Here is a 22,809-nt window from a genome sequence, read left to right on the forward strand (position 1 = left end):
GGCGTATTCGCCGGAGTTTGATACGAAGTATCATTTTATTGATAACGAAGGTTCTCAATAAAAGTAATTCCCTTACAGCGTTCCTATTTTTTTGTCTGAAAACAATGCACTATGGCAACCAGAACAGTAAACGGGAATGAATTTACGAAAGCCGACTTTGACAGCCGGCTACGATGGCTCAACGAGCCGAAAGAGCTTTCTGCACTTCTCAATGAGGTGCTTGATGCATTCTGCTTCACCAAGAGTCGTCCTGCACAGCTGCGTTTCTTCGCCAACACGTATAATACACAACGACGCTGCCGGACTTTCAGACTCCGCAAGAAGCACGGCGGATATCGTGAAATCATCGCCCCGAAAGGAAAACTGCGTGATATTCTTCATGCGCTGAACATTGTGCTGCAGACTTTCGACGACCCTACTCCATGGGCCTACGGTTTCGTCTGCGGACGCTCCGTAGTGGACAATGCCCGTCCGCACGTAGGCAAACGCTATGTACTGGGGCTTGACCTAAAGGATTTCTTCCCCTCCATCACACGCCGGCAGGTGGCCGACTGCCTGACGACGGAGCCTCTCGGTTTCTCGCCAGTGGCTGCAGATCTTGTCGCAGGGCTGGCTTCAGTGCGTACAGACGAAGGCCAGGAGGTGCTGGCACAGGGCTTCGCCACATCACCGACACTGTCGAATTTCGTCTGCCGGGAGATGGATCGGGAAATTGCGGACGTTGCCGCAGCACAGAGCATCACCTTCACCCGTTATGCAGACGATCTCACCTTCAGTTCTGATGCGGACATACTTCGGCCTCAGGGAGCGTTTGTACAGCAGATAAAGACCATCGTTGAGCGTCACGGATTCAGGCTGAATGAGGCGAAAACCCACCTGCAGCGGCGCGGAAGGCGGCAGGAGGTAACGGGTTTGATGGTAACGGAGAAGGTGAACGTAAGCCGTCATTACGTCCGCGAAGTGCGTTCACTGCTGTATATCTGGGAACGCTACGGATATGAAAATGCCTGCAAGGCTGCGTGGAAAAGCTACAAGCTGCAGCACGGAAAGACCAAAGGACACCTGCATCATGTACCCCTCAACAGGGTTCTGGCCGGCAAGCTGAACTATATGAAGATGATCCGTGGAGCCAGTGATCCGCTCTACCAGCGTCTTGCTGGCCGATACGCTGCCCTGCGGGATGCGAACAGAGACGGAATCATGAATGTGGAATACAATGCCTATATGGGCGAGTATGTTCCAAATTCACACAGAAGGCGGCCGGCTGGCGACGACGGTCTTTATACAGAGAATACTGCGGGACGGTACCGCCGCAGCGGTACCCGCGACATTTACAGCCCTGAAAGAAAAGGCAACCGCATTCTGAAATTCATCCTGAAGGTCGCCATGTGGGCCGCCATCATACTGGCCTATCTGTATTTCCGCTCACGTTGATCCTACTGGTAAAGGCGGCTGTCGGGGCTGTTACTTGCTTGCCTTCCTTATTCCCGGGCTGGTGAAAGAGAGGAGCTGCTCCTGTTGCTTCACTGCTTTCAGATGTCCTCGGCATCTGTTCTCTGTATGATTCTGTCGACAGGCAGGACGGTTGTTCCCAGAGGCAGCATGGCATTGATGAGACTGATCTGCCGGTAACGGGGCAGGTCGGTGACAAGAATATCACGCTCCTGGAGCAGACCGCTGTCGAGCAGACTCTGCCGCATGGTGCCGCAAAGGAGCGGAGCAGCGGGTGTAAACCATTGTTCACCGTCGCAGAGTGCGATGTTGGTATAAGAAGTATCGGTAAGGTGATTGTCACGAATGATAAGTATTTCGTCACAGTCGCCTTGCCGTTTTTTCAGCCTGTCGAGTGCGGAACGGTCTGCACACTTGTAGGAATAGCTTATGCCGTTGTCGTAGACAAGGCGCAGGGAGTTGATTTGCCGGGGTGCATAAGGCATACAGGTAAGGTCGTGGATGCCCTCCTTGTCATAGACGAAGCGCAGCTTCGAGCAGCCCATGGGCAGGCTTACAGACTTCAGGACATCAGCGATGCGCACACAGCCCGCCATCCCCAATGCCTCTCTGTATGTGCGGTTCATCCGCTGCTCGTGGTAAACAAGGTTGCAGACGTGTCCGTCAACAACCCTCATCGTTTCAATATATCGGGACATACACCTTCTCTATCACCTCTTTATATTCATCATCATTATTGCTCTGTGCCGTAATGCCGCCCCCGGCCTTGTAACAGAACTGTCCGTCCCTGTCCTGGTCGATGAAGCGGATCATCACCGCACTGTCCAGCTGTCCTTTGCTGTAACATCCCATCACACCTGTGTAAAATCCTCTTTCGTAACCTTCGGCTTCATGGATGATCTCCATGGTACGCTGTTTAGGGGCACCCGTGATGGAACCGGCAGGGAGCAGGCGGAAGAGCAGGGAGCCGATATGCTCGCGGTAGCCGGCAGAAAGCTGCCCTGTAATCTCCGAACTCGTCTGGAGGATTTCGCCCTTGTTCGTCGTCACGTGGTCGACATACCGGTAGCGTTTCACCTGCACCTTCTCTGCTATCATGCTCAAGTCATTGCGGATAAGATCGACGATGGTAGCGTGCTCGGCGGCCTCTTTCCTGTTTTCCATCAGCTCCTTCTCTGCTTCAGGGCGTGTGGCGTCAATCGTCCCCTTCATCGGAAAGGAACTGACAACGCCTTCTCCGTTGATACGGACGAATATCTCGGGAGAGAAACAGACGAAGCGGTCCTTTAGCCAACAGCGGTACAACGCCTTTGAACGCATGAAGATGTCGTGCAGCGAGAGGTTGGTACGGACAGGAATTCTGCACGTCAGGTTGGCCAGATAGCTGTCTCCCTCCCGCTCCCGTTGTTTCACGAGGCTGATGCGCCGTTCGTAGTCCTCCCTTGAGGGCGGCTCGGTGTACCACTCTACCGGCCCGGCTGTGCTGGTCTCATCCTCAGGTATGTTGCCAAGCGCAGGAAAGGAAAAGAGCAGCTCGGAAGGATCGACCGCCGCCGTCTCTTCCACATAGGCGCAGTCGGCCTTGTAGTTGATGATGAAGACAAAGCCTTTTCCGTTCTTTGCCAGCGTGTTCATGCGCTGGATGGCGTGTTCTTGATTGTATGGTGTCATATTCTTTTGTAGGGGGTGGGCGATGATAGGCGATGATAGGCGGGGATGGATGGAGACAAGCGAGGATAGGAGGGGATGGACGAGGATAAGCGGGGGGATTATACCTTTGGGGGATTAGCCTGCCGGCAAGGCTTAATGGTGATTTTGATAAGATAGGTACCTTTGCTGATGCGCTGCTCAATCTGATACCTTTCAGGATAAATCAGCTCCAGCCGGCGGTACATGTTCTCCAGTCCGATGCCCCTTCCGCTCTTGTCCATGTCGGTCTTCGGATAGTTGCTGTTCTCACACAGGAAGATGATTTCTCCCTTGTCTTCCGTGATGGATATGTGTATGAACGACGGTCTGTTGCCGCTCACACCGTGCTTGAAGGCATTTTCTACGGGTGTCAGGAATACCAGCGGTGCAATGAGCAGCTGTGAGTTGTGGATGACGAATTCACTCTTTATCTCCACATTGCCGGCTGAACGCAGCGTCATCAGGTTGATGTAGTTCTTGATGAAGGCGATCTCGCCGTTCAGGCTCACCTCCTTGGGCTGCGTCTCGTAGAGTGCGTAGCGCAGCAGTTCGGACAGCTGCCCGATGGCCTTCTGCGCATTGCTCGGGCTTGTCTGTGTCAGCGATGATATGTTGTTGAGCGTATTGAAGAGGAAGTGCGGGTTCAGCTGGTTCTTCAGCCATGCCAGTTCGGCCTCGGTCATCTTCTGTTTCTGCTCGCGGAGCTGTCTCCGGAGGGTGTTGTGGCGGATATAGTAGCGCACGAAGATGGCTGCGACCACCATGGCATAATTGAGAATCGTCCACATCACACCGAACTGGTAGAATCCGATCCGGATGGTGGTGTCGGGCAGGTCGGCGTTGTAGATGGAAAAGATATGCTTGTTCCACAACAGGATGAAAAGCAGATTGATAATCCAGAAGGCGCACTGCTTCACCTTGCTTCTCTTTTCAAAGAGATAGGGAACAAGCAGGTAGAAGTTCGCCATGAAGACGGTAAGGAGCAGGAACAGCACGAAAGCATTGACGCGCATCGACTCCTTGGCGGCACTGACATCGTGTTCGAGTAGCATGATGACCAGCGACCAGATGGAGACGAGCAACGCATAGATTCCCACCTGTACGCCCAGGACGGACAGGTTGCGGCGGCTCAGGCAGAGCTTCTTTATCTCTTCCATTGTCTTCATGCTGCAAAGATAATCTTTTAAAAGGAAAGAAACAAGCGGATTCCATACTACATTTTCACTTTTACACTGTTCGTCTTCAACATTCAGGATAATAAACGAAGAATCAGTACCTTATAATGAATTATCGCTGTCTGGTAAACTTTTCCATTATAAGTCGGTCAGTTCCCTTGTCCTATGTATGACAGTGACAGGAACGAAACCGATATCCTTCCGGTGTGCTGATGCCCGACACCGGCCGTGCTGTTGGTAAACACCAGTCGTGCTGAGGGCCCGCACGCCTGCAATCTGCCGCCCGGATGGAAACAGCTTGCAGCAAATACCAAAGGGCAACGTACTTTATTTGCAATGTGCAGTATTCGGGAGAATGTCCACCGGGTTGTGATAAACTCTTTGCCATCATTTTAATGGTAATCAATGAGGATATATGAAAAGCTTGTTCTGAAAAATCCATGCTGGTCTGTTCCTACAGTTCAGCTACCATATCAACTTTTGACACACTCTCTCGGGGTGACAGGGGTTCTTAGTCATTCGTCCCGAAACATAGCATCTCAGCGGTCCGGATAGCTATGCGGCCCGCATTCTCGCCGTCTGTCCCTGATATTTGGAGGCAGCCGGAAGGTTTCATACTTTTGCAGCGAAGATTTATGTTTCACTTGTTAAATTCAAAGCGTATGAAAACTTTAGTTTCTAAACTCGTCGTTATCGTTGCCCTTATGTGTGCAACCAGTGTGAATGCCCAGGATGCCCGTCCGTCTGACAGACAGCTGGAGACGGCATTAAGCAAGGTGAATGCCGATGAGGCAGTGTCTGTCGTGAAAGGGATGGATGAACTGAAACGGATAGAGGCACAGACTCCTGATGCGTGGCTGCCTGTTTATTACCGGACGCTCTTTGCCCTCCAGTATGCCGTCCGTTTCCCGCAGAACAGTTATTCCACGTTGTTTCTGGATGCCGTAAAGACGGATGTCGAGGCATTGCAGTCGAAGGAGGATGCCGACCGCTCAGAGGCGTTGACGCTCAAAGGGCTCTATTACACGGCCCTCATCGTGCAGAATCCTCCAGTGAACGGGAAGCGGTATTGTGTGGATGCCATCATTGCCTACAAGTCGGCAATAGGTGTCAACCCGGATAATCCCCGCGCCCGACTGCTCCTTTACATCTTCTTCGATCAGATGAGCAAGGCCACCGGGAAGCCCAGTATGAACGGCCCGGAGGAGCTGGCGACCATCAGGCAGCTTTTTGCAAAGGAAAAGCCGATGGGGCTGCAGCCTGCATGGGGCAGTAATCTGATGGACTTTTATGGGTTGAAGTAAAGGGGGGAGGTCCTTTCTAAATCTTCTCTCCATAGCACAGGTCACCGGCATCGCCGAAGCCCGGGACGATGTACTTATGCTCGTTCAGTCCTTCGTCGATAGCCGCACACCAGATGGTCGTGGAGGCTTCGGGGAATGTCTTGCGGATGTGTGCGATGCCCTCCGGCGTAGCCAGCAGGCAGGCAACGTGGACATGGCGAGGTGTTCCTTTGGAGAGAATGGCCTTGTAGCCCAGCTCCATGGAGCCGCCGGTAGCCAGCATCGGGTCGGCAATGATGAGGGTCTTGCCGTTGATGTCAGGCGTTGCAAGATATTCCACGTGGATGCCGACCTCGTGATGGGCGGCATCCTTGTATTCGCGATAGGCACTGACAAAAGCATTGCCGGCGTGGTCGAAGATGTTGAGGAAGCCATTGTGGAAAGGCAGTCCGGCACGGAAGATAGTGGCCAGGACAATCTTGTCCGTCGGTACATTTATCTGTGCAGTGCCCAGCGGTGTGACGACACGCTTGGGTTCGTAGTTCAGCGTCTTGGAGATTTCAAAAGCCTCGAACTCGCCGATGCGCATGACATTGTTGCGGAAAAGCAGCCGGTTCTTCTGATAGTCCTTGTCGCGGATTTCTGCCAGATACTGGTTGATGATTGAATTCTGTTCCGAAAAATTAATGATATCCATTCTTTATCTTAGGCTTTATAGATGTATGGGGAGCAACCCTCTGTGCAAAATTTCGGCAAATTTAAGAAATAATCTGAAGTTTTGCAAAGTCTGATTTACAAATATACCAGTGTCGGCAATTATTTTAAAATCTTTAACCTTACAGGCAAATACTTTGATACTTTTTCTCGGCTATTTTTTGTTTGAATTTAATAATTATGTTACCTTTGCGGTGTCCTTTTATGGGACACGCTGACAATGTAAAAATCAAGTTTCAACTAAATACATTTATAACGAAATGGCAAAGTTTGACAAGAGCGTACTTGAGAAGTACGGAATTACAGGTACAACAGAAGTACTCTACAATCCTTCTTACGAGGTATTGTTCAACGAGGAGACAAAAGAGGGCCTTGAGGGCTTCGAGGTAGGTCAGGAAACAGAACTCGGTGCAATCAACGTAAAGACCGGTATCTATACTGGCCGTTCTCCTAAAGATAAGTTCATCGTTGATGACGAGACTTCTCACGACACAGTATGGTGGGATTCTGAGGAATACCACAACGATAATCACCGTGCAACCAAAGAGGCATGGGCAGCCGTAAAGGATATCGCAAAGAAGGAGCTTTCAAACAAGCGTCTTTTCGTTGTTGACGGTTTCTGCGGAACACACAAGGATACACGTATGAAGATCCGTTTCATCGTGGAGGTTGCATGGCAGGCTCACTTTGTTACAAATATGTTTATCCGTCCGAAGAGCGAGGCTGACTTCGACCAGGAGCCTGACTTCATTGTTTACAACGCTTCGAAGGCTAAGGTTGAGAACTGGAAAGAACTCGGTCTGCACTCAGAGACGGCTGTTGTCTTCAACGTTACTTCCAAGGAGCAGGTCATCATCAACACCTGGTACGGCGGTGAGATGAAGAAGGGTATGTTCTCTATGATGAACTACTTCCTCCCGTTGAAGGGCATAGCTGCTATGCACTGTTCTGCAAATACCGATATGAAGGGTGAGAACACTGCTATCTTCTTCGGTCTTTCCGGTACAGGCAAGACGACTCTTTCTACCGATCCGAAGCGTAAGCTCATCGGTGACGACGAGCACGGATGGGACGACAAGGGTGTCTTCAACTTCGAAGGCGGCTGCTATGCGAAGGTCATCAACCTCGACAAGGAATCGGAGCCAGACATCTACGGTGCCATTACACGTGACGCACTGCTCGAGAACGTAACGGTTGACAAGAACGGAAAGATCGACTTCGCTGACAAGAGCGTAACCGAGAACACACGTGTTTCTTACCCGATCTACCACATCAAGAACATCCAGCGTCCGGAGTCACAGGGTCCGGCTGCAAAGCAGGTTATCTTCCTGTCAGCTGACGCATTCGGCGTATTGCCTCCTGTATCTATCCTGAGCGCAGAGCAGACCAAGTATTACTTCCTCTCCGGCTTCACAGCCAAGCTGGCTGGTACAGAGCGCGGCATTACCGAGCCTACACCGACATTCTCCGCTTGCTTCGGCCAGGCATTCCTCGAGCTTCACCCGACAAAGTATGCTGAGGAACTGGTTAAGAAGATGCAGAAGAGCGGTGCCAAGGCTTACCTCGTAAACACCGGTTGGAACGGTACCGGCAAGCGTATCTCTATCCGCGATACACGTGGTATCATCGACGCTATCCTGAATCACTCCATCGATGCTGCTCCGACAAAGCAGATTCCTTACTTCAACTTCACTGTTCCTACGAAGCTCGAGGGTGTTGCTACCGAGATTCTCGATCCACGCGACACTTACAAGGATGCAGCCCAGTGGGATGAGAAGGCCAAGGATCTTGCTGCCCGCTTTATCAAGAACTTCAAGAAGTATGAGAACAACGAAGCCGGCAAGGCTCTCGTTGCAGCTGGCCCGCAGCTCTAAGTCTTCTGGTTACATTTTCAGTAATCACGGTTACATTTTCAGTAATCAGATATAAAGTACGAAGTCCTGTCCATATCATGTGGGCAGGACTTTGTGTTTGCAAGGAAGTCCTGTGTCAAATCAATGTTCTCGGCTGTCGGGAAGCGGGTGCAGGTCCTTACTTCGGTTATTTGACATCATTTCTATTGCAGGTATGAGGCCTCTATTGCAGGTATGAGACCTCCGCAAAAGTCTTGTTACATCCGAAAACCACTGTTGATAACCGATGGTTTATGGTTATGATCTCGACATTTTAATGGAGTTCTGCAGAGGTCTCGGTTGTTCTGCGAACTTGTTTTTCATTTCTTCACACCACCCACCAGATCGTCATTCTGAATACTTCGTTCCGTCTTTTTCACACTTGCCTTCAGTTTGCCGAAGCTCCATGAAGCACGGATACCGAAAAATCTCGTCTTGTCCCAGGAGAGGTTATAGCCGGTGTAATCTCCATGTACGGTTCGATACCTGTATTTTTCACGGGTGGTGAAGGGCATATTGGCGTAGACTGCCACTGACAGGCGGTCGTTGAGGAAGCTGCGGTTGATCGTGAATCTGTAGTTATGCCATCTTGCCTCATAGGCGTAAGGGTCATGGATGGGGCGACCGCATTGCAGGGCAAGGCTGGTGTCGAAGTGCAGTTTCCAGGGGAGTTTCTGTCCATAGTCCAGAAAGACGGAGCCTGACCACCCCTTGTTCTCCACTTCGGGGGCAGGCACTGCAATCCTTGCATACTTTGCGGAAGCGTTCAGACTCAGCGTTGTCCCTCTGAAAGGCTGCCACCGGGTGTATGTCAAAAGACCGGCTTCCCTACGTTTCTGTACATTTCCGTAGGTCGACACGATTGTCCGCCCTTCGACGTAACGGATGTCTGTAATACCGTTGTTGGTGAAGTCGTAATACGGAGTCAGGTTCATTGTCAGCTTCCGGGCATTCAGCATGTAGCTGATCTGCAGCTTCTGGTTGCGGCTGCTCCCCAGGCTGGCATTTCCATACTGACGGGTGTTCGGCGAACTGATGACGGCGGGATTGAGGTAAGTGATGCCCGGACGGTTGATGCTGGTGCTGTAGCTGATTTTCATCGACTGGGTATCTGTCATCTTGTATTGCAGACTCATCGAAGGCACCCAGTCGTTGAGACGGGCATGGAAACTGTTGTTGCTTCCATCGGGATATTCCCCTTTCATGTAGCTGTATTCGTATCTCAGACCGGTGCGTGCCGACCATTTACCCGCTGTGACAAGGTAGGAAAGATAGGCTGCGGCCACCTGTGTACCGTGTTTGAAGTGGGTGTCAACGTCGGTTGCCGTACCGGTGTAATCTATGAAGGTAAGGCTGTTGTTGTGACGGAGGATGTATTTCAGGCCGCTTTCCAGCTTGTGGTGTTTCCCGAATGGACGTATATAGTCAACCTGGAATGTGTGCTCGCTGAAGTGTTCACGGCTGTTGAGATCGTACCCGGTATAGGAAACGGGCATATTCACAGCATTGCTGTATTCCTCTCGGCTGGTGTTATGCCGTCGTGTGGCAGCCAGCATATAGGACAAGGTCAGTATTTCTCCGTCAAGATGTGTCTTGTGCTGATAGTCGAGGCGTCCGCCGAAATTCAGGTAAGCGTATTCTGGCGTATAAGATCTGCGGTCGTATTGATAGATAAGACTGCCGTCTTTGTCCCGGCGTTCGTGTGTCCCATGGGCATTGTTGTCCATCGCATATCCGAATCCGGATGCAGACGCGCTCAGGAGGTTGAGCGAGTCAATTTCGTAACTGGCACTGATGTCGCCGATGTGTATATTGTATTTTGTCGAGCTGTTCTGGCTGGCAAACGACCGTTCACCGCTCTCTATGTAGTGATAGGCCGCCTCCGAGCCGCCCTCGCTCTGCTTTGCGCTCTGATAGTATTCATTGTAGCTGACGGTAGTCGTGATCTTCCCTGTTTTCGTGGTCAGGTAAGCCCCCGCACCCATTGACCCCCATGTATTGGCAGAAAGGTTCACGTTGCCCGACACCCCTTGCAGTCTTGTGTCGTTTGTCATGACGATGTTGAGGATAGCTGTCGTCCCTTCAGCATCATATCTGGCACCGGGATCGGTGATAACCTCGATTTTCTTGATGGTGGAGGCAGGGATTGCCTTTAGAATCTCCTTGAGGTTCTGCCCTGAGAAACCAGGGTCGGGATGTCCGTTCTTGTACACCTTGAAGCTGGAAGAGCCCTGTACCTTGATGTTCTCCTGTCCGTCAACAGACACGAACGGAATCTGTTTGAGTATCTCCAGAGTGGATTTTGTCTTCGCTGTCTCGTCATGCTGGACATCGTAGGTCAGCTTGTCGATATCGTTCCTGACCAGTTGCCGGCGGCGGGTCACGACTACTTCGTCCATTTTCTGTGTCCTGACGGAGTCTGTGCGGTTCGTGTTCTGTGCCGTCAGGGCTGTCGCTGAAAGGCAGGCAGCAAGGATCAACAGTTTCTTTCGCATGGTAAATCGTACTTTATCATTAGTAGTATAGGCTGCAAAGTTAGCTTTTTTCCCCATGAAAAGCAACTTTCCTGCAATAAATCTCCATAGGTTTGTATGAAAATGGAAGAATGGGAGTGTCCCCCCATTGTTCTTTGGAAAAGCCCCCTTTCATCAAGAAAGTTACGTTAGTTTCCGGCAGTACAACTCTTCTTTCACTGCAGCTTGCTCCCATCCCGGCAGCATATTGTAAGCGTGCGAGCCCTCAGCACGCCTGGTGTCCACTGACAACACAATATGTGATGACCCTCGGCACATCGGCAGGAGGTGGCAAAACACAGCCGCAACAGCTCCACCTGCTGCCCCTCAAAACCTCCAAGCAAAGCATTTGCACCATTGCCAGTAAGCCCTTGTCATCAACACTGCTGTAGCTCCCATTGCAGCTAAGATTATAGGGATGGCAGTACCCGCCGTTATTACAACCAATTTCACGTCTAAAGCTCCAAGTGCAAGACCTGTAAGCAATTCTGCAAGTCCAGAGAAGAAAGATTGTTTGATACGACATTGTAACGAGCAACTCAACTTCTTGTCACAAGTATTCAGCAAAGGCTTTTTTCCTTGCCATACAAGACCGTAGCATCACGTGTCAAGCCTAATTGTGCTGGAACTCCTCCTGTCATCTCTGTACAGATAACATCTGTGCCAGCAGGTATATATGATTGTGCCATAGTTGTTGCTTATAGAAAGACTGGATATATTCAGAAGAATAGGTTTATCAAGAATTACTCTTTATTCTTGAATCGTCTTTTAAACTCACTTTTGGGCATCTTGTATTTCAAATAACGTATGACATTCTTACGATAGAAGCTGTCCATATATGCCTTATCATAATCTCTGTCATTGTCTCTAATGGATTCATAAACTCCTACCACCTTTAGAACAGGAACAGGATTATCCTTAGTTCCATATTCAGGGTTAATCATATCATCCTTATTTACTGTCAAATACACTTCCTTATTGTCATAACCATAAACCTTAGGAAAATCAAAATACATTATGCTAAAATACTTCTTATACTCAGGGCTATAGAAAGGGATGTAACGTGCCTCAGGATTAGCAAAATAATTACCATCCATCTTCACCATAAAAGTCTCTAATGTTTTTGTTTCTGGCTCAAGATTAGATAAATACAATTTAGAGTCATAATCAGACATATAAACTTTAATGCGCATTGAATTTTTAATATAGTTCTCAGCATAAACTTCAACATTATCATTATACTTACATGGAAAATACAATTTGTTGATGAGAAAATATATCAAAGGGACAACCAATACCCCCCCTATAATCTGCCCAAAAGTAACCATTGGAATATATTTGAAGATATTTCTCATAACTAATGTGCTTGGATTTTCATTCTCCCCTAATTGCTGATACGATTCCTACTCCTTGCAGTACAAACTTATTCTTTATTCTTAAATCGTCTTTTAAACTCACTTTTGGGCATCTTATATTTCAAATAACGTATAACATTCTCACGATAGAAACTATCCATATATGCCTTATCATAATCTTGGTCGTTGTCTCGGATAGATTCATCTACGCCAATATCCTTCAATACTGGCACTGGGTTCTCCTTTGTTCCATACGCTGGATTGTTCATATCATCCCTGTTGACAGTCAAGATAACCTTCCTATTATAAGGCCAATGCATAAGATTAGCACCTAAGAAACACATAATATTGAAATACTTCTTATATTCTACAGAATAAAAAGGTAAAAACAACCCTCTCGGATTACTAAAATAATTGTTATCTATTCTTTCACGAAACGTTTCAGATGTAATAACATCTTTATCCACATTCTCTATATAATACTTTGACTTCTCTTCAGGCATTGCAACCTCTATGTCATAAGAATTATTCATATACTCTTTGCAATACTGTTCTGCGTCATCGTTATACTTATTTGAATAATAAAATATATTTATCAGAAATAGAAGTAAAGGAAATACTATAACAGTTCCTATAATTTGTCCTAATGTCACCATAGGGAAATACTTGAATATATTTTTCATGATTTATTCGATTGAACAGTTATTCCTGTTAGATTACTATCTTGAGATTTAATAATTTCATCTATCATTTTAGCATATAGAGTATTCTCGTTTTCATTTATAGCTTTTTCTATGCTATTACTTATAACAGCCGCAACAACACCCACTCCAAGCTTCTGCAAATTGGTTTTGTCTTTAAGACCTTTAATACTTTCACTTACCATTCCTTTTCCAACATTTTTAGCTGTTCTTCCTGCAAAGACCCTCCAGAAAGCTCTGGAAACATTGTTACCTTGAGAAACTTCTTCTGCTCCCCAACGTCCAAGAGTTTTGAGAACTTCACCATTACTTCCAATAACACCTACTGAAGCTTCTCCTGCTGTAAGAACACCGCTTACCCCAGCGTCACGTCCCATTTCTGGTTTCAAGATGCTACCATCTGCTTCCAACTCAGCATTCTCTCCTTTTAAGACTTTATGAGCATACTCCTGCTGATTCTTCATATTCTGATTACGGTAGTTATCATCTGCACCCGAAACATAATCATACACCGCCAATCCCGAACTGATGATGAGTCCAGCTACATCCCAGCCTCCTGATGCCTTAAAGGCATTAGCAACTGACCCTATAAAACCTTGTGAAAGATTGGAATAGTAATTCAACTCTAATATCTTCTTATTACTATCGCTAATCTTCTTTGAAAGTTCAAGAGCTTTTTCATGACTCATCACCAAAGAGACAACCCCTCCTTTCTGACAGGTAAGGAAAGAACGTTCCAATATAGCATTTGCCTTCTCTATATAAACTTTACGATGAAACAACTCCCACGTCCCTCCTTTTGTACTATCACATTCATGCGGAGCCTGTCTACTTTCATGCGCCTTATCCCCATAAAAGATAGCAGCTCCCCCTAAGGCACCAGTAGTAAGTACAGCTGCTGCAACAACAGCTGTACCAGCACCACAAGTTAAAACAGTAAGTGCAACAACTGCTGCACCCAATGCCAAGCCAGTAAGCAAACTACTAAGCCCCTCGTAATACGAAACTTTGATGCGACACTGCAATTGGCAAGTTAATTTCTTGTCGCAAGTGTTGAGTAATGCTTTCTTTTCATTGCCATACAAAACCTTAGCTTTTCTTTCCGTCACAATTTGGCTGGGTAATGTAGACATCATCTCCGTACAGATAACATCTGTGCCAGCAGGTATATATGATTGTGCCATAGTTATTTCAGTCTGTGAATACGATAAGTTACCAATATCTCAATATTATTCTTTACTTCCTCTATGATATTCACCTTTATTTCTTGAGGTAGTCCGTCATCTGCAAGGAGGATATCATGATAGAACTCATAATTATACTGCGTAAAGCTATACTTGATAATTGGCTGATAGCGTTCTTTATAGGTCTTCATGATGCCATACTCATTGACAAACTTTGTACGTTGATCATCAGCAGAGATATAGCGTGATATCTTTTTCAGTCCCGTCTCTTCATCAGTGCTTAACTCTTGCGTAAGAGAAGTCTTAATCGGTATCTGGTCAAAGAGGAAAGAATAGAAGGTTTGCTCGAACTTCTCATCTTCCAGCTTTCTCCCTAAAAGATACTTATCAAAGAAAACATCATAAAACAACTTACTTGAGAGTTCTTTTCTGAAAGTCGGTTCATCAATAAATTGCTTGTCGATAAGGTCAGTAAACTTCTCTACCTGCTTACCTTCATCAGAACCCCGTCCCATTGTAGAATTGATAGTATAGAACATATCAGCACGATATTCCTCCCAGCGTTTCTTGATTTCTTCAAAGTTCACCACCCTGTTAATCTTACCAGTCATCGTGTCAACCGTAACTTCTGCACGACACTTGATACTATCAATCTTATCCAATAACTCCAGAGCCGCCATCATATTTTCTGGTCGTATCTTGACAAAACTCTCCGTCACTTCACCTTTAAACCTGTTATTTTTCAGTTTGGAGTCATACTGCAAAGATATTTCACGCCGTGTATCAGAATGACTTGTTATCATTCCGTCTATACGGTTCAACACTTTTTGTTCACATCTGTACTTGACCGTCTTATCAAATAATTCAGCCTTCTCGTTTAGATTACGCCATGGGCTACCTTCTTCTCCCCAATCTATCATATCGGTTTATATAGAATTAGTAAATATGGTTATAGAATTTGTAGGAAAAGAGGAAGATAACTACAATCCTACTTGTCAAATGCAAATATACGCAAAAAGCATTAGAATAACAAATAAAAAGGCTGACAAAAGTTAGGATCTTCCGAGGTATGGAAGGATAAAGTCGGTTTTAATTATGGAGAAAGTATTTCTACCGGCGGCCCGTGCGCACTCCATGATGGTTTTGCGGAGATATACATTTCCGTGGGTGATGCTCCGTGATTTGATCTTCTTGTTGGATTCGTCGTTTCTCGGCTTCAGACCGCTCCATGATGAAAGGTGGGCGGCCGTTTCGAGCTTGTCCATGTCCGTTCCGATCTCTACGATTAATGATGTGGCTGAACGTTCCTTTATCTCCGGTATGGTCTGTAGCCGCTTCAACTCTTCGGGAAACTTCTCTCCGCAAATCTCGAGCCTTTTTTCCCGGTACTTTTCCCTGTGCTTCTCCGCCAGATCCGTTTCTTCACGCAGCTGTGCTATCATGTCTGTCTCGGCAGGGCTGACCACGCCTTTGAGCGAGGCGAGGATGATGTCTTTGCCGTGATGGCTGACGATGGTGCCCGTGTATGAGCTTCACCAGCTCTTCCAGGTCGGTGATCTCCTCTGAAATACCTTTCACCACGGCCTTGTAGCTTTTGCCGTCAATATTGGACACATAATTGCTCAGCCGTATGTTGCAACGCTGCGGCACGGCGTCAATTTTGGAAAGATTCCTTGCGATTTCCCTGTTGAGGTCGAAGATGCGGTCATACAGGCACAGCTGCTGTATGACTTCAGGAGGGACGAAACTGCCCCGTATGAGTACCTTCCCCGTGCACTCGGCAATCCATCGGGCATCCTTCACATCGCTCTTCCGTCTGGGAAGCTGTCTGATGAAGTAAGGATTGGCAAGATTGAGCTTGAAAAGAGGGGAAAGCACGCACCATATAGGAGTCCAGTAGACGCTGGTGCTTTCCATTGACGCCTCTACCACATGGTACCTGAGCATCAGGTCGCGCATTTCCTCCAGCTGATAAGTTAAAACTCCGAAGCCCTTTCAAAAAGCTCTCCAAATTCTGTCAAAATACAAAGATAAACGCTATCTTTGTGCACGTCAAGACCGCATACTGTTTTCATAAGCCTGCACTTTGGGTTGAACATCAGTTAATAATTAATTCCCCAATATAAACAAATTCTGTGACTTGGAGCAAGGGACGCAGGATTTTCAGTATGCTGGCCTTGACATTTTCAACATTTCCAACGTCAAGCAGCGAGCATTCGGAGATTTCATTTTAGTTTTTTATTCCGACTGGCTTATAATTCGAAAATTTTATCTGAATTTGTATAAAGCCCCAAAAGACATCCCTATATATAAAATTGGCTTACAAGGGAAAATGCTGCGGAATTGAGGTTTTTAGAAAATGCTTTATATTTGCAGAGGGAGTCGTCTGCGTGGTGAATGTTTCGTGATAAATATCAGCCTTGGCAGATGTGCGGTCTCAGAATAGACGGTTATCTGCTCGTAAAATACGTTTCTGGTTACTTTTTGACGGTTTTGCTTGCAGATATGAACCGTATTGTATAATTTTGCATTCATGTAGGAATAAGTATACGGTACATGAAGGTAAAGAACAGTAGACTTGAGGCATTGAAAATGCTCATATCAAGTATGGAACTCGGTTCCCAGGAAGAATTGTTGCGTGCGCTTGAGCAGGAAGGGTTCAGACTGACGCAGGCAACGCTGAGCCGTGACCTCAAGCAGTTGAAGGTGGCGAAAGCTGCCTCGATGAATGGAAAGTATGTCTATGTCCTGCCGAATGAAACGATGTACCGGCGTGTCACCACGCCCCGGAAGGCTACGGAGATGCTGCAGCGCAGTGGTTACGTCTCCGTGAACATATCGGGGCAGCTGGCGATCGTCAAGACACGGCCGGGCTATGCCAGTGCGATAGCCTATGACATTGACTGTTGTGACTCGCCTTATATATTAGGGTCGATTGCCGGTGACGATACCATCTTTGTGGCAATCCGTGAGGGGGCGACACGCGGGCAGGTACTGGAAGCCCTGTCGTACGTGATTCCCGAGATAGGATAGCACCGGATGTCGTTTGCAGAATGTGTAATATTCACCAACAGGTTTTGAAGTATGTATAACAAACGCTTAGTACGTGTCACTGACAATGTCTGGATAGCAGGTGTCTGTGCCGGAGTTGCCGATTATTTTGGTTTCGACAGGGATGCTACCCGCATTGTCTGGCTGCTGCTTACGCTTTTTACCGCAGGTTTCCCCGGGCTGATTCTCTATATTGCCTTGTGGCTGCTGATGCCGGTGTCAGATGGCAGGTGAAGGAGGTATAGTCCTCCATCTCGTCAATTCAGTGGTCCCCGGTTCTGCCCTTTTCCCATTGTATCCTGTTGTTGACTGTGGGGGCGTGTTCCCTCTTTTGAGGAAGGAAAAACGACAGGATTGAGTTGGAATGGGCAGTTTTTTATGCACACATGATTATCGTGTGTGTATTTTTCTGTTTATTTTGTCGGTTTAATAGTGAAAATACAACACTTTTTATTGCTATTATCATTTTATTTGTTACTTTTGTGGCGATAAAAAGCATTGTGTTGATTTATGGATGAAGCACTGAAGCAAATAGGGGAAAGATTGAAAGGTTTACGCGAGTCGTTGGATGTCTCCGTGCAGGAGATGGCGGAAACGTGTGGCGTAACGGAAGAAAAATACCTGAAAATGGAGGGCGGTGAAAGCGACCTGGCGGTCAGCAGGCTGTATAAGCTCTCACGGAAATACGGTGTTTCGCTTGATGTGCTGATGTTCGGCGAGGAACCTCGGATGGGGGCTTATTTCCTTACTCGTAACGGAAAGGGAATGAGTGTCGAGCGCAGGGAAGCCTATAAGTATCAGAGTCTGGCAAGTGGTTTCCGCGGCAGGAAGGCTGATCCTTTCCTGGTGACGGTAGAACCGAAGTCGGATGACGAGCCTGTAGACATGGACACGCATTCCGGGCAGGAATTTGATATGGTGTGGCAGGGACGTATGGCTCTTACCTTGGGTGGAAAACATTTTGTTCTTGAACCGGGTGATACAATTTATTTCGATGCCAGTCAGCCACATTGTATGCGGGCGTTGGACAACAGGACACTGAAGTTCCTGGCAATTATCTTTTAGATTTCCCGGATTCTGCTTCTGAATCCGGCATTGTGTGTAAGATTGTAAGCGCAGGTGTCTCTGGTATCGGCCGGGCAGATGGGAATATCGGATCTGCCAGCGAGCCGCCTGCTTCTATTTTTAAAAACGAATATTCAGAATAACAAGATGATAGAAAGATATTTAACCCAGACTCAATTCTCTTCAGAGGAAGATTTCCGAGAGCATCTGCATTTCAGAGTCCCTGATACTTTCAACTTCGCTTATGACGTCATGGATGAATGGGCAAAGGAAGCACCGGACAAACTTGCGCTTCTCTGGACCAGTGAGCGTGGTGAGGAGGTAAAGACCACCTTTGCCGGTTTCAAGGAGCAGACCGACCGTACAGCAGCTTACTTCCTCAGTCTTGGCATCAGCCGTGGCGACAAGGTGATGCTCATTCTCAAACGGCATTACCAGTGGTGGCTTGCCATGATGGCGTTGTGCAAAATCGGTGCGGTGGCCATCCCCGCTACCCATATGCTTACGACGAAGGACATTGTCTACCGCAACCGGCGTGCTTCCGTGAAGGCAATTATATGTGTGAACGATGAATATGTCACAACGCAGGTCAGGCAGTCTGTTCCGGAGAGTCCGACGGTTGAAGTGCTCGTAGCCGTCAATTCCATGGCGCAGAGGAATAATCCTGTGCCCGAGGGATTTCACGACTGGCATAAGGAATGGCAGGAGGCACCGGCATTCGTCCGTCCTGAAGAAGTGAATACGAATGGGGATACGATGCTGATGTATTTCACCAGCGGTACCAGTGGCGAACCGAAGATGGTGGCGCATGATTATCTCTATGCGCTGGGGCATCTCGTCACAGGTGTCTTCTGGCACAATCTGGACGAGAACGGCATCCATCTTACCGTGGCAGATACGGGATGGGGAAAGGCTGTCTGGGGAAAGCTGTACGGACAGTGGTTTGCCGGTGCGACGGTCTTCGTATATGATCACGAGAAGTTCACGGCAGGAAAAATCATGAGAGTGATGGAGAAATACCGTGTCACGTCTTTCTGTGCTCCCCCCACCATCTACCGTTTCATGATACAGGAGGATTTCGCAAAGTACGACCTCTCTGCGCTGAAATACTGTACCACGGCCGGTGAGGCACTTGAGCCTGCCGTTTACCAGAAGTTCTTCAACCTTACGGGAATCCGGATGATGGAGGGTTTCGGACAGACCGAAACGACCATGACCCTTGGTACATTCCCCTGGATCAAACCGAAGCCGGGAAGCATGGGGAAGCCGAACCCGCAGTATGACATCAGACTGCTGAAGCCGGATGGGGCTGCCTGTGAGGATGGCGAGAAGGGCGAAATCTGCATTGATACCAGTGCAGGAAAGCCAATCGGGCTTTTTAAAGGATATTACCGTGATCCGGAACTGACAGAGAGGGCATGGCACGATGGTCTTTATTATACCGGCGATATTGCCTGGCGAGACGAGGACGGATATTATTGGTTTGTGGGCCGTGCCGATGATGTCATTAAAAGTTCAGGTTATCGCATTGGGCCGTTTGAGGTGGAAAGTGCATTGATGACGCATCCGGCTGTTGTTGAGTGTGCTGTGACCGGCGTGCCCGATGTGGTGCGCGGTATGGTCGTCAAGGCAACCATTGTTCTCGCTGACGAATGGAGAAGCAAGGCAGGTGATGCTCTCGTAAAAGAACTACAGAATCATGTCAAGCATGAAACGGCACCTTACAAGTACCCTCGTATCATCGAGTTTGTCGATGCCCTTCCGAAGACTATCTCCGGCAAGATTCGCCGGGTGGAGATCCGTGAACACGATAATCGGTAGCCTGCCCTTTCTGTTGGTTTTACATTTTTGGGGTAAGCCTTTGAAGTAAGTTCTGTCTTGTGGCTTGATGAAAGAACTGTACAGGTCTATTATATTAAGGTGTAGATAGGTTTTTAAGACTGATATTTGTAATAAAATACGAAAAAACGCACTTTCGTGAAAGTTTTTCTTCAAAACATTTGGCGGGAATGAATTTTCTCCATACCTTTGCACTCGCTTTACAAAACGAGCCGTCCGGCGAGTTGCTTAAAGCGGATAAGAAAAGAGTTCTTTGAAAAGATTTACATAAACAGAGAAGTAGTACAAGAAGCGTCTGTCTGATTCTATATCAGATGGATGGGTAAAAGAAACGAACCGATCAATTCATCGTCCCTGTTTTTGAGGCTCGCCTCAATTACAGGGAACAGAAGAAAGGTGCTTTTTACTTGATACTTTAGGATAAGCGTTCTGGAACAGAGACAACTCGGTGAAGTGCCGGGCTAACGTGGTATTCATTATCATTTATGCCCGTCACCTGTCACCGACACATATTTTACAGTGGAGAGTTTGATCCTGGCTCAGGATGAACGCTGGCTACAGGCTTAACACATGCAAGTCGAGGGGAAACGGCATTGAGTGCTTGCACTGAATGGACGTCGACCGGCGCACGGGTGAGTAACGCGTATCCAACCTTCCCGTTACTGCGGGATAACCTGCCGAAAGGCAGACTAATACCGCATGTTCTTCGATGACGGCATCAGATTCGAAGCAAAGATTCATCGGTAACGGAGGGGGATGCGTCTGATTAGCTGGTTGGCGGGGCGACGGCCCACCAAGGCTACGATCAGTAGGGGTTCTGAGAGGAAGGTCCCCCACATTGGAACTGAGACACGGTCCAAACTCCTACGGGAGGCAGCAGTGAGGAATATTGGTCAATGGGCGGAAGCCTGAACCAGCCAAGTAGCGTGCAGGAGGACGGCCCTACGGGTTGTAAACTGCTTTTATGCGGGGATAAAGTGAGGGACGTGTCCCTTTTTGCAGGTACCGCATGAATAAGGACCGGCTAATTCCGTGCCAGCAGCCGCGGTAATACGGAAGGTCCGGGCGTTATCCGGATTTATTGGGTTTAAAGGGAGCGTAGGCCGGGGATTAAGTGTGTTGTGAAATGTAGGCGCCCAACGTCTGACTTGCAGCGCATACTGGTTCCCTTGAGTACGCGCAACGCCGGCGGAATTCGTCGTGTAGCGGTGAAATGCTTAGATATGACGAAGAACCCCGATTGCGAAGGCAGCCGGCGGGAGCGCAACTGACGCTGAAGCTCGAAGGTGCGGGTATCGAACAGGATTAGATACCCTGGTAGTCCGCACGGTAAACGATGGATGCCCGCTGTCGGCGCCTTGCGCCGGCGGCCAAGCGAAAGCGTTAAGCATCCCACCTGGGGAGTACGCCGGCAACGGTGAAACTCAAAGGAATTGACGGGGGCCCGCACAAGCGGAGGAACATGTGGTTTAATTCGATGATACGCGAGGAACCTTACCCGGGCTTGAATTGCAGGAGAACGAAACAGAGATGTTGAGGTCCTTCGGGACTCCTGCGAAGGTGCTGCATGGTTGTCGTCAGCTCGTGCCGTGAGGTGTCGGCTCAAGTGCCATAACGAGCGCAACCCCTCTCCCCAGTTGCCATCGGGTGATGCCGGGCACTCCGGGGACACTGCCGCCGCAAGGTGCGAGGAAGGCGGGGACGACGTCAAATCAGCACGGCCCTTACGTCCGGGGCTACACACGTGTTACAATGGCCGGCACAGAGTGCTGGTGCGGTGCGAGCCGCATCGAATCTTGAAAACCGGTCTCAGTTCGGACTGGGGTCTGCAACCCGACCCCACGAAGCTGGATTCGCTAGTAATCGCGCATCAGCCACGGCGCGGTGAATACGTTCCCGGGCCTTGTACACACCGCCCGTCAAGCCATGAAAGCCGGGGGTGCCTGAAGTCCGTGACCGCGAGGATCGGCCTAGGGCAAAACTGGTGATTGGGGCTAAGTCGTAACAAGGTAGCCGTACCGGAAGGTGCGGCTGGAACACCTCCTTTCTGGAGAGGACGCTTGTTCGTCTCGTTTTATTACGAGACGCTATGGCATCAATGACGTAAGAAGGACCTCTGGTTCGTTTTTCTTCTTGTACTCACTGCACTCTGTATTATATAAATGTAGGAGTCCAGAGTTTAAGGCTCACATAAAGGTTCAAGTCCTTATCCTCCGCTTCGCTGTCATCTGCTCCTGAGGCGTCGCTTCAGAATAAACGGATTGCACAGCATAAGATCTTTGACATATTGACACAAGCAAGACTGTAAAGTAGAACAATTCTTTCTTTAAATGGAAGAATCAGGATTCTGATTATTGAAGCAAGAACTTCAAATTCTTCAGAATCACACAACAGCTGAAAGTATGAGCTACATTCCCTGTAAGGAATTACAGGGAAGGCGAAGAAAGTAAGAAAGGGCGCATGGCGGATGCCTTGGCTCACGGAGGCGATGAAGGACGTGATAAGCTGCGATAAGCCCCGGGTAGGTGCAAATGACCTTTGATCCGGGGATTTCCGAATGGGACAACCCGGCAGGCTGGAGGCCTGTCATCACTACGGATGTAGTGAGGCGAACGGAGGGAACTGAAACATCTTAGTACCTCCAGGAAGAGAAAATAAACTAATGATTCCCCCAGTAGCGGCGAGCGAACGGGGAAGAGCCCAAACCGGCGGCGTAGCGATGCGCCTCCGGGGTTGTAGGACCACGCAGTCGTACTTGGATTGTGAGAAGAATGTTCTGGAAAGAACAATCATAGAGGGTGATAATCCCGTATTCGAAGCATGACGAGACGTAGTGGTATCCTGAGTAACGCGGAACACGTGAAATTCTGCGCGAATCTGCCGGGACCATCCGGCA

18 protein-coding genes and 2 rRNA genes (1 of these 20 cut by a window edge) are annotated in these 22,809 nt (G+C 48.3%); 9 read left to right on the top strand and 11 right to left on the bottom strand.

Annotated elements, in window-relative coordinates:
- Positions 1 to 111 precede the first annotated feature (111 nt).
- On the top strand, positions 112 to 1,434 hold the full coding sequence (locus tag DYH27_RS00160; protein WP_029216424.1) for a reverse transcriptase family protein: 1,323 nt from the start codon (positions 112 to 114) through the stop codon (positions 1,432 to 1,434).
- Between the two features lie 98 nt (positions 1,435 to 1,532).
- Here the strand turns inward: DYH27_RS00160 and DYH27_RS00165 are convergent, their stop codons facing one another.
- The 3 genes from DYH27_RS00165 to DYH27_RS00175 all read right to left on the bottom strand — a co-directional run bounded on the left by DYH27_RS00165 (position 1,533) and on the right by DYH27_RS00175 (position 4,307).
- The gene (locus DYH27_RS00165) at positions 1,533 to 2,150 is read right to left on the bottom strand and encodes an aminotransferase class IV (protein ID WP_025067018.1); all 618 of its coding nucleotides are present in this window, start codon (positions 2,148 to 2,150) and stop codon (positions 1,533 to 1,535) included.
- Positions 2,134 to 3,123 (bottom strand): aminodeoxychorismate synthase component I, encoded by a 990-nt coding sequence (locus DYH27_RS00170; protein WP_029216423.1) that lies wholly within the window; start codon positions 3,121 to 3,123, stop codon positions 2,134 to 2,136. The genes DYH27_RS00165 and DYH27_RS00170 overlap by 17 nt, the downstream gene beginning before the upstream one ends.
- A gap of 98 nt (positions 3,124 to 3,221) precedes the next feature.
- On the bottom strand, positions 3,222 to 4,307 hold the full coding sequence (locus tag DYH27_RS00175) for a sensor histidine kinase (RefSeq protein WP_025067017.1): 1,086 nt from the start codon (positions 4,305 to 4,307) through the stop codon (positions 3,222 to 3,224).
- Between the two features lie 671 nt (positions 4,308 to 4,978).
- On the opposite strand from DYH27_RS00175, the gene DYH27_RS00180 reads away from it, so the two are divergent.
- Positions 4,979 to 5,620, top strand: coding sequence for a hypothetical protein (locus tag DYH27_RS00180; RefSeq protein WP_004353937.1), 642 nt, complete (start codon positions 4,979 to 4,981; stop codon positions 5,618 to 5,620).
- A 16-nt stretch (positions 5,621 to 5,636) separates the two neighbouring features.
- Here DYH27_RS00180 and upp read toward each other — a convergent pair whose 3' ends face one another.
- Entirely contained in the window at positions 5,637 to 6,296 is a 660-nt protein-coding gene (gene upp, locus DYH27_RS00185; RefSeq protein ID WP_013670693.1) for a uracil phosphoribosyltransferase, read from the bottom strand.
- A gap of 277 nt (positions 6,297 to 6,573) precedes the next feature.
- On the opposite strand from upp, the gene pckA reads away from it, so the two are divergent.
- On the top strand, positions 6,574 to 8,187 hold the full coding sequence (gene pckA, locus DYH27_RS00190; protein WP_013670692.1) for a phosphoenolpyruvate carboxykinase (ATP): 1,614 nt from the start codon (positions 6,574 to 6,576) through the stop codon (positions 8,185 to 8,187).
- A gap of 338 nt (positions 8,188 to 8,525) precedes the next feature.
- Here pckA and DYH27_RS00195 read toward each other — a convergent pair whose 3' ends face one another.
- The 7 genes from DYH27_RS00195 to DYH27_RS13485 all read right to left on the bottom strand — a co-directional run bounded on the left by DYH27_RS00195 (position 8,526) and on the right by DYH27_RS13485 (position 15,917).
- Entirely contained in the window at positions 8,526 to 10,700 is a 2,175-nt protein-coding gene (locus DYH27_RS00195) for an outer membrane beta-barrel family protein (RefSeq protein ID WP_025067016.1), read from the bottom strand.
- Between the two features lie 761 nt (positions 10,701 to 11,461).
- Complete coding sequence (locus DYH27_RS00200) at positions 11,462 to 12,073, bottom strand: hypothetical protein (RefSeq protein ID WP_025067015.1); 612 nt, start codon at positions 12,071 to 12,073, stop codon at positions 11,462 to 11,464.
- Between the two features lie 68 nt (positions 12,074 to 12,141).
- Entirely contained in the window at positions 12,142 to 12,756 is a 615-nt protein-coding gene (locus DYH27_RS00205) for a hypothetical protein (protein WP_025067014.1), read from the bottom strand.
- Complete coding sequence (locus tag DYH27_RS00210; protein WP_025067013.1) at positions 12,753 to 13,958, bottom strand: DUF4280 domain-containing protein; 1,206 nt, start codon at positions 13,956 to 13,958, stop codon at positions 12,753 to 12,755. Before DYH27_RS00210 ends, DYH27_RS00205 begins: the two co-directional genes overlap by 4 nt.
- 2 nt (positions 13,959 to 13,960) lie before the next feature.
- On the bottom strand, positions 13,961 to 14,878 hold the full coding sequence (locus DYH27_RS00215; protein ID WP_025067012.1) for a hypothetical protein: 918 nt from the start codon (positions 14,876 to 14,878) through the stop codon (positions 13,961 to 13,963).
- Between the two features lie 132 nt (positions 14,879 to 15,010).
- The gene (locus DYH27_RS00220) at positions 15,011 to 15,400 is read right to left on the bottom strand and encodes a transposase (protein ID WP_051132049.1); all 390 of its coding nucleotides are present in this window, start codon (positions 15,398 to 15,400) and stop codon (positions 15,011 to 15,013) included.
- On the bottom strand, positions 15,381 to 15,917 hold the full coding sequence (locus tag DYH27_RS13485) for a hypothetical protein (RefSeq protein ID WP_051132048.1): 537 nt from the start codon (positions 15,915 to 15,917) through the stop codon (positions 15,381 to 15,383). The genes DYH27_RS00220 and DYH27_RS13485 overlap by 20 nt, the downstream gene beginning before the upstream one ends.
- Before the next feature lie 597 nt (positions 15,918 to 16,514).
- Between DYH27_RS13485 and DYH27_RS00235 the strand changes: the two genes are divergently transcribed.
- The 6 genes from DYH27_RS00235 to DYH27_RS00260 all read left to right on the top strand — a co-directional run.
- The gene (locus tag DYH27_RS00235; RefSeq protein ID WP_004353991.1) at positions 16,515 to 16,991 is read left to right on the top strand and encodes an arginine repressor; all 477 of its coding nucleotides are present in this window, start codon (positions 16,515 to 16,517) and stop codon (positions 16,989 to 16,991) included.
- A 51-nt stretch (positions 16,992 to 17,042) separates the two neighbouring features.
- A complete protein-coding gene (locus DYH27_RS00240; RefSeq protein ID WP_004353986.1) occupies positions 17,043 to 17,243 on the top strand; it encodes a PspC domain-containing protein in 201 nt (66 codons plus the stop codon).
- Positions 17,244 to 17,519: 276 nt separating this feature from the next.
- Positions 17,520 to 18,074: a helix-turn-helix domain-containing protein gene (locus DYH27_RS00245; protein ID WP_004354046.1), complete on the top strand. Its 555-nt coding sequence runs from the start codon at positions 17,520 to 17,522 to the stop codon at positions 18,072 to 18,074.
- Positions 18,075 to 18,221: 147 nt separating this feature from the next.
- A complete protein-coding gene (locus tag DYH27_RS00250) occupies positions 18,222 to 19,895 on the top strand; it encodes an AMP-binding protein (protein ID WP_025067010.1) in 1,674 nt (557 codons plus the stop codon).
- Between the two features lie 534 nt (positions 19,896 to 20,429).
- A 16S ribosomal RNA gene (locus DYH27_RS00255) occupies positions 20,430 to 21,960 on the top strand.
- A 392-nt stretch (positions 21,961 to 22,352) separates the two neighbouring features.
- Positions 22,353 to 22,809 (top strand): 23S ribosomal RNA (locus DYH27_RS00260); it runs 2,448 nt beyond the window's last position.
- The 16S and 23S rRNA genes sit together here, the layout of an rRNA operon.

Origin of the sequence: Prevotella denticola (assembly GCF_900454835.1) — a bacterium.
GTDB classification, from domain to species: domain Bacteria; phylum Bacteroidota; class Bacteroidia; order Bacteroidales; family Bacteroidaceae; genus Prevotella; species Prevotella denticola.